Genomic DNA, 13,533 nt, shown 5'->3' on the forward strand with positions numbered 1-13,533 from the left:
TTGGTGTTATTTTCCTTCCTTGCTCGCTCGCTCTGCGTTTGTGTGTTTTTCTTTTACTGTCCGTTGCTTTGCTGGGCCCCCCACTACCCAGCTAAGAACTACCCCTCCCCGGCCCTCCCCTCCGCCTTCGGCGCAAGGGAGGGAGCAGAGCCTACCCCTCCCCAGCCCTCCCCTTCGCTACGCGAAAGGGAGGGGGAAAAGCTACAAAACCGTGCGCTCGTTAACACTATCTACTGCAACGCACCGCAACCCTAAAGATCACTGGCATATCGCCGCTATCTCTCCCAGTAACGTTTGTTCGGAGCAACGATGAGCACTGTGGCCCTGGCGCAGGATCTCGGCATCGAGTCCACCAGCGAGTTGAAACAACACCTGGCAACCCACCTGCCGCAAGCGGGCGAGTTGCGCGTGGATGCCAGCCAGGTGGGCCGTGTGCACACCGCCGCGATGCAGGTGCTGTGCGCCTTTGTGCTGGCACGCCAGCAGGCAGGCAATGGCACCGTCTTTGACAACGCTACCGACACCTTCCGTGATGCCGCGCGCCTGCTCGGTGTCCTCCGGACCCTTGGTCTGGAAGCAACCCCTGACACAACGAAATCTGTGGAGAACGCTGCATGAGCGCACGAATCTTGGTGGTGGACGACTCGGCGTCGATGCGCCAGATGGTCTCTTTCGCCCTCACCTCGGCCGGCTTTTCGGTTGAAGAGGCCGAGGACGGCGCGGTCGCCCTGGGCCGGGCCAAGGGCCAGCGCTTCAACGCCGTGGTCACTGACGTCAACATGCCGAACATGGACGGCATCTCGCTGATCCGCGAACTGCGCCAGCTGCCGGATTACAAGTTCACGCCGATGCTGATGCTGACCACCGAGTCGGCTGCCGACAAGAAATCCGAAGGCAAGGCCGCCGGCGCCACCGGTTGGCTGGTCAAGCCGTTCAATCCCGAACAGCTGATTGCCACCGTACAGAAAGTCCTGGGCTGATCTGCCCACCTGCCCCACCGATCGGATACCGCGCCAATGAGCATGGACCTGCAACGTTTCCACGCCACCTTCTTCGAAGAAAGCCGCGAAGGGCTGGATGCAATGGAGGCCGGCCTGCTGGCACTGGAAGACGGCCAGCACGACCCTGAAGTCATCAACTCCGTGTTCCGCGCCGCCCACTCCATCAAGGGCGGTGCCGGCACCTTTGGCTTTGATGCCATCGCCGCACTGACCCATGTACTGGAGACGCTGCTCGATGAGCTGCGCTCCGGCAAGCGTGCGCTGGAAGGCAACGCGGTCGACGCAATGCTGGGTTCGGTGGACGTGCTGCGCGCCCTGCTGCGCGAAGTCGAACATGGCCAGGCCGCCGACCCGGCCGCCGTCAAGGCAGTAACCGATCGTCTGCAGGCCGTACTGTCCGGCACGGCACCGGTTGCGGTGGCTGCAGTGAAGCAGGAAGAAACCCCGGATGCCTGGCAGATTGGCTTCGCCCCGGCGCCGTCACTGTTCATGAGCGGCAATGATCCGCTGCGCATCATCCGCGAGCTGGAAACCCTGGGCTCGCTGCACGTGGAACCGCGCATGGCGCGCCTGCCCAGCTTCGATCAGCTCGATCCACTGGAAGCCTACCTGGCCTGGGACCTTGGCCTGGTCGGCAAGGTGCCGCGCAGCCGCATCGAAGATACCTTTGCCTGGGTGGTCGACGACTGCGAACTGGACATCCGTCCGGCCGCACCGCCGAGCCTGGCCGTCGAAGCACCGGTCGCTGCCGTTGCCAACATCGCCGAGGCCGCCGTCAAGGCACCAACCGGCGGCCAGCAGCACGAAGCCGAAAGCTCGATCCGGGTCAGCGTCGACAAGGTCGATGCACTGATCAACCTGGTCGGCGAACTGGTCATCACCCAGGCCATGCTCAAGCAGGTTTCCGGCGGACTGGATCCGGCCCACGCCGAGCAGTTGCTCGCCGGCCTGGATCTGCTCGAACGCAATACCCGCGACCTGCAGGAAGCCGTTATCGGCGTACGCATGCTGCCAGTGGATGCCGTGTTCCGCCGCTTCCCGCGACTGGTCCGCGACCTCTCCAGCCGCCTCGGCAAGCAGGTGCGCCTGCGCACCATCGGTGAAGGCACCGAGCTGGACAAGGGCCTGATCGAAAAGATCGCCGATCCTCTGGTGCATCTGGTCCGCAACTCCATCGACCATGGCCTGGAGATGCCGGACGTGCGCCGCGACTCCGGCAAGGACGAAACCGGCACGATTACCCTGGCAGCTTCGCATCAGGGCGGCCACATCGTCATTGAAGTCAGCGACGACGGCCGCGGCCTGAACCGCGACAAGATCCTCGCCAAGGCGCTGGAACGCGGCTTGAGCGTGCCGGACAACCCGACCGATTCACAGGTCTGGGATCTGATCTTCCAACCCGGCTTCTCCACCGCCGACGCTGTCACCGACCTGTCCGGCCGTGGCGTTGGCATGGACGTGGTACGCCGCAACATCCAGGCACTGGGTGGCGAAGTGCAGCTGGAAAGCCGTACCGGCGCCGGCACCCGTGTGCTGATCCGGCTGCCACTGACGTTGGCCATCCTCGATGGCATGACTGTTTCGGTTGCCGGCGAAACCCTGATCCTGCCGCTTGCCTACGTACTGGAAGCATTGCAGCCGCAGCCGGACGATATCCGCAGCATGGCTGGCGAAGGCCGCGTTCTGCGCGTCCGCGGCGAATACCTGCCGATCCTCTCGCTGGGCCAGTACTACGGCTATCCCGACAATCCGCAGGCCGAACCACTGGTCGTCGTGGTAGAAGGTGACGGCCAGAAGATCGCGCTGGAAGTCGATGAGCTGATTGGCCAGCAACAGGTCGTCGTCAAGAACATCGAGAACAACTACCGGCGTATCAGCGGCGTCTCCGGCGCGACCATCCTCGGCGATGGCCGGGTTGCGCTGATCGTCGATATCGGCGGCCTGGTGCGCTCGCTGCGTACCCAGCAAGCCGCCTGATCCCGCCATGACGTAACTGACGCCGCTCGCCCACCACCTGGGCGGGTGGCGTTCTGCTGCGCGTCCGCTGCTGCCGGGCGCGACGATTGACGCTGAACGTTCAGCCGTTGCAGCTGGCTGAATCACAACCGCAGCGCGCCTTCAAGAAGCTCGGAAAGTTGCCGATACCGCATCGCAATGCAATCAGGTTTGTCAATCAACCTGGGTCGCCGTCGCGACCAGCAGCTCGCACGACATTCCACAGCAGCGCCGGACCTGTGGATCGCCCCCTATGCCCGCCTACGGAGATGTCTGCAATGAAGTGGTTCCAGAATCTGTCGATCACGCGAAAGCTGGTGCTTGCATTCTGCAGCACCAGCCTGCTCACCCTGCTGCTTGCGCTGTTCGCGCTGTGGCGGATGAACGTGGCCGACACCCAGATACAGCAGGTCAACAACAACTGGATGCCGGCCGTCCAGCAGCTTGGCGAAATGCGCGCCCAGCTCGGTGAATACCGTACCTTCGAGCAGGCCCAGCTGAATTACCAGGGCAACCCGGAACAGTTGGCCGACTACGACAAGCGCATGGCCGACAGCCGCAAGCTGATTGAAGCAGCCGAGAAGGCCTACGATGACATCGAAGCCGACTACAGTGCCAGCGAGCTGGCCATGTACGACAACATGAAGCAGCAGCGTGCAGGCTACTTCGAAGCGCACGACCGCATCGCCGCCGCGATCGCCGCCGACGACTTCGTCACCGCCAACGCCATCTCCAGTGGCGATTCACGCAAGCTGCGCCGCGCCCTGTTCGACCAGCTCAAGCAGATGTCGCAGTACAACCAGGAGCAGCTGACCAAGCAAACGGCCGAATCACGCCAGGCGCATCAGCGTTCGTTGATCGCCATCGTGATCGGCCTCGGTGTGGCCTTGCTGCTGGCCGCCGCACTGGGCTGGGCGATCATCCGCGCAATCATGCTGCCGCTGGCCGACGCCGTGCGCGTGGCCGACGATGTCGCTGCCGGCAAGCTTGACCGCCGTATCGATGCCTCGCGCCGTGACGAAGTCGGCATGCTGTTGCTGTCCATGCAGCGCATGCAGGCACAGCTGCAATCGGTGATTGGCGCACAGCGTGAGATGGCGCGCCAGCATGAGACTGGCATGATCAGCTACCGCATGGACGAGAGCGCATTCCCCGGCGATTACGGGGTGATGGTCAAGGAAAGCAACGCACTGGTCGCCTCGCACATCCAGATGCTGCTGTCCGCACTGGAAGTCATCAAGCGCTATGCCAACGGCGATCTGTCGGTCGACATCGAACGCCTGCCCGGCGAGAAGGCCGTCATCACCGAGACCGTGGATGCGGTCAAGGCCAGCCTGTCGGCGATCAACAGCGAGATCAAGCGGCTGGCCGGTGCCGCTGCACAGGGTGACTTCTCGGTGCGCGGCGATGCCAATGCCTACCAGCATGATTTCCGCGACATGGTCAGCAGCCTCAACCAGCTGATGGAAACCACCGACGGCAACCTGTCCGAGCTCTCGCAGCTGCTGCAGGCCATCGCCCGCGGCGACCTGACCGCGAAGATGCAGGGCGACTTCCACGGCGTGTTCGCCAACATGCGCGACGACGCCAACGCCACCGTCAGCCAGCTGACCGACATCATCAGCCGCATCCAGCACGCAGCGTCCAGCATCAACCTGGCCGCCACCGAAATCGCCACCGGCAACAGCGACCTGTCGCGCCGCACCGAGCAGCAGGCCGCCAACCTGGAAGAAACCGCCGCCTCGATGGAGGAACTGACCTCCACCGTGCGCCAGAACGCCGAGCACGCCCGTCAGGCCAACCAGCTCGCCATCGGCGCGCATGGTGTCGCCAGCCAGGGCGGCAACGTCGTCGGCCAGGTCGTCACCACCATGAGCGCGATTGAGGCCTCCTCGAAGAAGATCGGCGACATCATCAGCGTCATCGATGGCATTGCCTTCCAGACCAATATCCTGGCGCTGAACGCTGCGGTGGAAGCCGCGCGTGCCGGTGAGCAGGGCCGCGGTTTTGCGGTGGTCGCCTCGGAAGTGCGCACCCTCGCCCAGCGCTCGGCGGCGGCAGCCAAGGAAATCAAGGGCCTGATCGATGACTCGGTCGGCAAGGTCGGCGAAGGCTCGGTACTGGTCCAGCAGGCAGGCGCCACGATGGATGAGATCGTCACCTCGGTGCAGCGCGTGACCGACATCATGGCCGAGATCTCGGCGGCCTCGCAGGAACAGAGCGCCGGCATCGACCAGGTCAACCAGACCGTCATGCAGATGGACGAAACCACCCAGCAGAACGCCGCGCTGGTGGAAGAAGCCACCGCCGCCGCGCGCTCGATGGAAGACCAGGCCAACCAGCTCAGCGAGGCGGTTGCGGTATTCCGCATCGACGCCGTGCAGGCAGTTGTCGCGCAGCCCCAGCAGGCCAAGGCTACATTCGCTCCCGCAGCTCCTGCCCCGGCGCGTCGCCTGCGCGCAGTCGCCCCGGCGCAACGCGGCAATGCCGCCGTGCGCGTCGACAACGACGGCGACTGGCAGGAATTCTGATCGCCAACTGCACACGCATGAACGACGCCCCTGAATAGGGGCGTCGTCATTTCAGTGCAAGAAAACGCTCCAGCTCCGCCTGCAGATGCCGATGTACTGACAAACCCCCTCCTTATCAGGCCAGCAGTAACCCATGTCTTTGCCCACAAATTTCCTCACCCGCAGTATTGCAATGCGCTTGATGCTGGGAACGGCATTGGTCGCGACCTTCGCATTCGGCCTCACCGCATTGTTCATCTACCTGCGTAGCAGCGATGCTCTGCTGTCGGCCTCGCGGGTAAGTCTTGAGAACATCGCCCAGCTCGAGGCCCAGCGCATCTCCACCGAGCTCGGCCACGGCTTTGAAGCCAACGACACCTTGTCGCGCAGCTTCCTGGCACTGCGCCAGCAAGGTGGCTTCAGCCGCTTGAGCGCCGCGCAGGTGCTGCATTCGCAAGCATTGAACAATCCGCAGTGGGTCGGCGTCGGCACCTTGTGGGAGCCGCAGGCCTTCGACGGCGACGATGCCAACCATATCGATGCCGACGGCCATGACGCCAGCGGCCGCTTCATGAGCTACTGGGCCTGGCAGGACGGCGCACCGGTGCAGGAACCGCTGCGCGGCTACGACGTGCCCGGCGACGGTGACTGGTACCTGCAGCCGGCCGCGACCAAGAAGCCCTCCGTGCTGGAACCCTACAGCTATGAGATCGGCGGCAAGAAGATCCTGATGACCACGCTGGCGACGCCTATCGTCCAGGATGGCCAGTTCCTGGGTGTGGTGACTGTGGACTTCGCCCTGCAGTCGCTGCAGGATCGTCTGTCCAAAATGCGCCCGATGCAGGAAGGTTATGTCCGCCTGCTGTCGCCGGTGGGCACCATCATTGCCGACCGTGATCCGGCCAAGGTCGGTACCAAGGCTGATGATGCGGACACGCGTGCGATGCTGGCCAACACCGCCAGCAACAAGATCACCTTCGAGCAGCGCCACGATGCGGCCCTCGGCGAAGAGGTGGTGGAAACCTATGTACCGTTGAAGATCGGCAACGCCGAGCAGAACTTCGCCTTCGGCGTCGTGGTACCACGCGCCCTGTTGATGGAACAGGCACGCGCCCTGCTGTGGACCATCGTCGTGGTCGGCGTGGTTGCTGCCCTGTTGCTGTGCGGCGCCCTGTTCCTGCTGCTGCGCAGGTTCGTCTTCAAGCCGCTGAACGAGGCCGTCAAACTGTCCGACAACATCGCAGCAGGCAAGCTCGACAATGCCGTCAGCGTGCAGCGTGACGATGAGCTGGGTGCCCTGCTGACCTCGATGCAGCGCATGCAGTCCCAGCTGCAGTCGGTGATCGGCGCGCAACGCGAAATGGCCAGGCAGCATGATGCCGGCGTAATCAGTCACCGCATGGATGAAGCAGCGTTCCCGGGTGATTACGGGGTGATGGTCAAGGAAAGCAACGCACTGGTCGCCTCGCACATCCAGATGCTGCTGTCCGCACTGGAAGTCATCAAACGCTATGCCAACGGCGATCTGTCGGTCGACATCGAACGCCTGCCCGGCGAGAAGGCCGTCATCACCGAGACCGTGGATGCGGTCAAGGCCAGCCTGTCGGCGATCAACAGCGAGATCAAGCGGCTGGCCGGTGCCGCTGCACAGGGTGACTTCTCGGTGCGCGGCGATGCCAATGCCTACCAGCATGATTTCCGCGACATGGTCAGCAGCCTCAACCAGCTGATGGAAACCACCGACGGCAACCTGTCCGAGCTCTCGCAGCTGCTGCAGGCCATCGCCCGCGGCGACCTGACCGCGAAGATGCAGGGCGACTTCCACGGCGTGTTCGCCAACATGCGCGACGACGCCAACGCCACCGTCAGCCAGCTGACCGACATCATCAGCCGCATCCAGCACGCAGCGTCCAGCATCAACCTGGCCGCCACCGAAATCGCCACCGGCAACAGCGACCTGTCGCGCCGCACCGAGCAGCAGGCCGCCAACCTGGAAGAAACCGCCGCCTCGATGGAGGAACTGACCTCCACCGTGCGCCAGAACGCCGAGCACGCCCGTCAGGCCAACCAGCTCGCCATCGGCGCGCATGGTGTCGCCAGCCAGGGCGGCAACGTCGTCGGCCAGGTCGTCACCACCATGAGCGCGATTGAGGCCTCCTCGAAGAAGATCGGCGACATCATCAGCGTCATCGATGGCATTGCCTTCCAGACCAATATCCTGGCGCTGAACGCTGCGGTGGAAGCCGCGCGTGCCGGTGAGCAGGGCCGCGGTTTTGCGGTGGTCGCCTCGGAAGTGCGCACCCTCGCCCAGCGCTCGGCGGCGGCAGCCAAGGAAATCAAGGGCCTGATCGATGACTCGGTCGGCAAGGTCGGCGAAGGCTCGGTACTGGTCCAGCAGGCAGGCGCCACGATGGATGAGATCGTCACCTCGGTGCAGCGCGTGACCGACATCATGGCCGAGATCTCGGCGGCCTCGCAGGAACAGAGCGCCGGCATCGACCAGGTCAACCAGACCGTCATGCAGATGGACGAAACCACCCAGCAGAACGCCGCGCTGGTGGAAGAAGCCACCGCCGCCGCGCGCTCGATGGAAGACCAGGCCAACCAGCTCAGCGAGGCGGTTGCGGTATTCCGCACCGCTGCGGATGCCGCCAGCAAGCCTGCAATCAAGGGGTCGGTCGCCACCGTTGCACAACATCCACAGCAACGCCTGCGGCCGGTTGCCGCCAGCGCTCGCAGCGGACAGCCAGTGCGCAAGCTGGACGATGGCAACTGGCAGGAGTTCTGATCGTCCCAATGTCACATCGAGCCCCCGGCACTCTGTGCCGGGGGCTTTTTGTTTGCGTCGCCTCAATGGCCACCAAGCGATGCAAGCCACCAGTTACACCTGATCGTAAGAGAGTCAGTGAAACAGGCTGAAACCGTGAATGCGCGCACATTCAGTCCAAGCGGCACATCACTAAATCGTCCTGACGTCTTTGAACCGCTAAGACTTGTGATGCGCATTCAATCAATTGTGCTGAATCCTTCAGAATTCCGGACGTGAAAACTCCTACAGCAGCGTGAGAAAGCGCCGTTATCGGCTATGACAACACCCGCATAGGCTTGCGGCGTGGACACTACGCTGTGTAATCCAGGGTTGGATGACACCCCTCCTCAGCGTCCAAATCTGCAGTCGATCCGGAGAGTTAGAGATGGAGTTCTTTCGCAACCTCAGCATCGCCAGAAAACTTGCAGTTGCTTTCACTCTTACCACCCTCACCACCCTGGCCATGGGCGGTTTCGCCGTAGTGCGGCTGAACCAGGCCACCGCACAGCTGGAACAGGTCAGCTCGCGCTACATGCCTGCCGTGCAGTACTTGGAGCGGATGCGTGCCGATCTGGCTGAGATCCGTATCGCCGAGCTGTCGCAGCTCTCGCACCTGCACGAACCTGCCTTTGTCGCCGAGTACAACCAGCGCATCAGCGATCAGCGGCAGAAGCTGGCCGAGCACCGCAAGCAATACGAAGCCTTGTCTGCCGACACCACCCAGCAAGGCTTGTACGCGGAAATGGGCAAGACCTTGGACGCCTACTTCAGTGCCCACGCGCTCATGGAAAAGGCCATCAACGAAGGTCAATTCGAGCTGGCCCAGAGCGTCTCCAACGACCAGTCGCGGATCAGCCGTCGCGATCTGTTTGATGCCGTCGAGAAGCTCAGCAGCCAAGTAGCCTCGGTACTGGACAAGGAAGTGGCCAACGCCAATGCCGCGCAGACCCGCAGCACCACCGCCATCATTGTCTGCATGCTGCTGTTGGGCCTGTTGTCCGTGGCCTTGGGCGTGGTGATCGTGCGCGCCATCGTGCGTCCGGTGAATGATGCCCTGCGCGCCGCCGACGACGTCGCCAATGGCCGCCTTGACAGCAACATCGACAGTAGCCGCAAAGATGAAGTAGGCGCGCTGCTCGCTTCGATGCAACGCGTGCAGCACCAGCTCAAGGCCGTCATCGGCGCGCAGAACGAGATGGTGCGCGAGCACGATCAGGGCGCGATCAGCTTTCGCATCGACGAATCCCGTTTCCCCGGCGAGTACGGCCGGATGGTGCGCGAGGTCAACACCCTGGTTGCCCAGCACATCGGCGTCAAGATGCGCGCTGTCGAGGTAATGCGCCACTACGCACGCGGTGACCTGTCGGTGGACATGGACCGCCTGCCCGGCGAGAAATTCGCCATCACCCAGGCGATGGACAGCACCAAGGCCAGCCTGTCGGCGATCAACAACGAGATCAAGCGGCTGGCCCATGCGGCGGCGGCAGGCGACTTCAGCCAGCGTGGCAATGCCGATCAGTTCGAGCACGATTTCCGCGACATGGTCGGTGGCGTCAACTCGCTGATGGAAACCACCGAAGTCAATCTTGGCCACCTCTCCAAGCTATTGCAGGCGGTAGCGCAAGGCGATCTCACCCAGCGCATGGAAGGCGATTTCCATGGCGTATTTGCACGCATGCGCGACGATGGCAATGCCACGGTCGACCAGTTGGGCAGCATCGTCGCAGGCATCCAGGCGGCCAGCGGCAGCATCAGCCTGTCGGCCAGCGAGATCGCCACCGGCAATGACGACCTGTCGCGTCGCACCGAGCAGCAGGCAGCCAATCTGGAAGAAACCGCCGCCTCCATGGAAGAGCTCACCTCCACCGTCCGCCAAAACGCCGATCACGCCCGCCAGGCCGATCAGCTGGCACGCGGTGCCGCCGAAGTTGCCGCACAGGGTGGCAGCGTAGTCGGGCAAGTGGTCACCACCATGAGCGCGATCGAAGCCTCATCGAAGAAGATCGCCGACATCATCAGCGTCATCGACGGCATCGCCTTTCAGACCAATATCCTGGCGCTCAACGCTGCGGTGGAAGCGGCACGCGCCGGTGATCAGGGCCGCGGCTTCGCAGTCGTGGCCTCGGAAGTGCGCACGCTGGCGCAGCGCTCGGCCGCAGCGGCCAAGGAGATCAAGGGTTTGATCGACAGTTCGGTCGACAAAGTCGCCGAAGGCTCGCAACTGGTCCGCAATGCCGGCAACACCATGGACGACATCGTTGCCTCGGTACAGCGCGTGACCGCCATCATGGCCGACATCTCCGCAGCTTCGCAGGAGCAATCCACCGGTATCGACCAGGTCAACCAGACTGTGATGCAGATGGATGAATCCACCCAGCAGAATGCCGCGCTGGTCGAGGAAGCCACGGCCGCAGCACGTTCGATGGAAGATCAGGCACAACAGCTGTCCGCTGCAGTTGCGCAGTTCCGTCTGGCTGGCTCGGTAAGCGCAACCCTTGCCAAGGTTGCTGCCAGTGCAAGCGCAGCGCCGCCGCGTGGCCGGCCTGCATTGCGTTCTATCCCGAAACCGGCAACGCGCGCCCCGGTCGCCAGCACCGACGATTGGCAGGAGTTCTAGGGCATTACGGCGGGCGGCGGGCGGCGGGCGGCGGGCGGACACTCTCCTGTCCACCCGCCGCCTGCGGTTTTTTCAGAACATCCAAATCAGACAACGCGTTCGCTGACATCCGCCGCCAGCAGCGACACCCCCGGAAATATCCCGTGTTCGTCATAGCGCTGGCGCAGCTTCTGCAGTCGCCGCCAGGCATCGGCGGAGTAACAGCTTGCGACCTCGCTCGAGCGCGATTCGAGATCGAACTCATTGATATAGCTACCGGTGGCAAAAGGCGCCAGCTGATCAAATACACCACGCAGCCAATCGCGGTTCAGATCGTCTTCGTCCTCGTCGTTCCACTGCGCGTAGGTTGAGACGGATAGCCGCCCATGGATCGAGTACGCCGCATCGGCATGCTCATGATTGGGACGCAGAATCAGCAGGCAGAACGTAGCTGGCGAAGGCCGCACCTGCATACCTGCAACCAGCACATCGGCAACCTTGCCGACTGCATCGGTCAATATGTTGTCGGCCCGGTAGCGCTTGCTGACCATGGCCTGCTCGGTCTGCCGGTAGATGGGATCGAAGCTGTCGAACGCCTGCTCGATGAATTCGCCCAGCCAAGGCTGCAGATCCATTTCCAGCGCCCCGTGCAGTGATCCGGCTTCGGCGGCATCATCGCAGAACACGCTGACACTCAAGGCCGCAGGCACACCAGGCGCACCACCAAGCACAAGCATGACCTGCACGCGATGATCGTGCCTGCGTGCACACAAGGCCATCAGCAAGGGTTTGAGCTTGGCCGTATCCAGTATGTAACCGCGTGCCAGCATCGCTTTGGGTGCAGGCCAGGTGCGCAGGTGAAATCGAACGACCACAAAGAACAGGCAGGGACCACCGCCCCGTGCCGCCCAGAACAGCTCCGTATTCTCGGTTTCGCTGACATGCAACAAGCGGCCGTCGGCGGTAACCACGTCCAATGCAAGGATGTTGAAGGTACTCATGCCGCCCCAGGCGTCACAGTTGATGCCCAATCCACCGCCCAACAGAAACCCGGACAAGCCTACTTTCGCACCGTGACCAGTTGGAAATGCCAATCCGTGTGGTGCCAAGGCATGCGTCAACTGGGCGCTGGTCACACCTGGACCTGCGCTCACTGTTTCCTGCTCAACATCTACCTCGATCGCGTTGAGGTGGGCCAGGTCCAGCAGCAGGCCACCACGATGCAGGAAGCTGCCTGCGTAGCTGTGCCCCGAGCCCTTGACCGCAACCCTCAGCCCATGCAGACGCGCGAAGTTCACGCTTTTCAGCACGTCCTCCACCGACGCGGCACGCACGATGTACTCGGGGAACCGTTCGAAATGGCGTCGGTTCCACGCCGTGCTGTAATACCAGCTGGCGTATTCGGCATGATGACGGGACCTGACCTTGCCTTCCAATGTCTGCGAGAAAGCTCGATAGTCGTCGGGTAGCATCTTTACGTGCTGCGGGTCCATGGTGGTTTCCTCGGATCATCCAGAAGACTGAAGTCAGACGGCGACAGCGCTTGTTGCCGAGTAAAGTGGCAACGGCTGCAGGCCAAGCCGGGTCTTGATGCGTGCGTTCAAACGCCCTGCTTCAATGGTGTGTATGCCTGCGCCCAACGCCCATTCGTAGGCATAGGCGAAACTGACGGTATAGGGGCTGTAATCAGTGAGGTCGTAGCGCATCCCGGCCGACCAGATGCACATCAAGGCTCCATCCAGGAAGCAGATCAGGCCGCCGACCACCACACCCTGGTCTTCCACCAATACCAGCCGGATCAAACCGTCACAGGTCCGCACGAAGCGTGCCAGCGTCTGCGCCGGGAAGTACTGCGGCGTTCCGTTACGCGCGGTGGTCTGCTGGCACAACTCGGTGAGCTGCTCAAGGCGATGATCGAACGGCGGGCTGAGCAGATTGATAACACCGCTTCCTGCTGCAAACTTGCGCAGTTGGCGGGTCATTTCATAGCGCCCATCCTTGGGCAATGCCTTGATCACCGCGTCGAAACCTTCAAACCGTGTCATGTCCATGAAGTAGCGATCGACCAGGTACCGCACTGTCAACCCCTGCTCCGCCAATTGCTGCCGGGCCTGATCACTGGCAACGTTCAACACACCTACGTACTGCGCGTCCAACTCGACCGCCAACGCCTTCAACGCGGTGACCAATGCATCCTCTGCCGCCACACCCAGCAGCACGATCACACCACTGTCAAAGCAATGCATCGCATGGCTGAAGAGCGCGCACTGCTCACGATCACTTTGAATGCCCGCAGTGCGCGCAAGCAGACCAAAAGGGTCCACGGTCCGCACCAACTGCAGGTAGGCTGGCACGAAGCCGACCAGCCTCCCGTGTTCGCGTGCCAGCAGGTAAAACGCGCCTTTGATCGCCAACAAGGGCGAACGCTCCGCAGCGCACAGGAAGCGCCAGTCGTAGAAGAACGAGGCGCCACTGGCGCAGTGGAACGCGCAGTACTCGCCTTCATCCATCTGTTCGATGGAATTCAGTATTTCCACTTCAATGGGCATCGCTCTACCCTCGGGGACGCTCACCGCCCCCGGTGACCAGACCAAGGGCAGGAGCGAAGGCATGATTCAATGA

General features: G+C 62.7%; 8 protein-coding genes. 6 read left to right on the forward strand and 2 right to left on the reverse strand.

The genetic code is table 11. The annotated features are described in order from the left end of the window. The first annotated feature begins 309 nt into the window (after nucleotides 1-309). The 6 genes from ACVOLV_RS09840 (at nucleotide 310) to ACVOLV_RS09865 (ending at nucleotide 10,932) form a co-directional block, all read left to right on the forward strand. Nucleotides 310-618, forward strand: coding sequence for an STAS domain-containing protein (locus ACVOLV_RS09840; RefSeq protein WP_303749795.1), 309 nt, complete (start codon nucleotides 310-312; stop codon nucleotides 616-618). Next, nucleotides 615-980, forward strand: a complete 366-nt coding sequence (locus ACVOLV_RS09845) for a response regulator (RefSeq protein WP_057628682.1) — start codon at nucleotides 615-617, stop codon at nucleotides 978-980. The genes ACVOLV_RS09840 and ACVOLV_RS09845 overlap by 4 nt, the downstream gene beginning before the upstream one ends. 36 nt (nucleotides 981-1,016) lie before the next feature. After that, entirely contained in the window at nucleotides 1,017-2,978 is a 1,962-nt protein-coding gene (locus tag ACVOLV_RS09850; RefSeq protein WP_481554228.1) for a chemotaxis protein CheA, read from the forward strand. Between the two features lie 296 nt (nucleotides 2,979-3,274). Beyond that, on the forward strand, nucleotides 3,275-5,527 hold the full coding sequence (locus ACVOLV_RS09855) for a methyl-accepting chemotaxis protein (RefSeq protein WP_481554229.1): 2,253 nt from the start codon (nucleotides 3,275-3,277) through the stop codon (nucleotides 5,525-5,527). Nucleotides 5,528-5,660: 133 nt separating this feature from the next. Further along, a complete protein-coding gene (locus ACVOLV_RS09860; protein ID WP_481554230.1) occupies nucleotides 5,661-8,294 on the forward strand; it encodes a methyl-accepting chemotaxis protein in 2,634 nt (877 codons plus the stop codon). Nucleotides 8,295-8,700: 406 nt separating this feature from the next. Continuing rightward, nucleotides 8,701-10,932: a methyl-accepting chemotaxis protein gene (locus ACVOLV_RS09865; protein ID WP_481554231.1), complete on the forward strand. Its 2,232-nt coding sequence runs from the start codon at nucleotides 8,701-8,703 to the stop codon at nucleotides 10,930-10,932. An 86-nt stretch (nucleotides 10,933-11,018) separates the two neighbouring features. Here the strand turns inward: ACVOLV_RS09865 and ACVOLV_RS09870 are convergent, their stop codons facing one another. Together ACVOLV_RS09870 and ACVOLV_RS09875 are read right to left on the reverse strand one after the other, a co-directional pair. Beyond that, nucleotides 11,019-12,404, reverse strand: coding sequence for an FAD-binding oxidoreductase (locus tag ACVOLV_RS09870; protein ID WP_481554232.1), 1,386 nt, complete (start codon nucleotides 12,402-12,404; stop codon nucleotides 11,019-11,021). Nucleotides 12,405-12,437: 33 nt separating this feature from the next. Continuing rightward, on the reverse strand, nucleotides 12,438-13,460 hold the full coding sequence (locus ACVOLV_RS09875) for a GNAT family N-acetyltransferase (protein WP_481554233.1): 1,023 nt from the start codon (nucleotides 13,458-13,460) through the stop codon (nucleotides 12,438-12,440). Nucleotides 13,461-13,533 lie beyond the last annotated feature (73 nt).

The organism is Stenotrophomonas sp. STEN023, assembly GCF_056760135.1.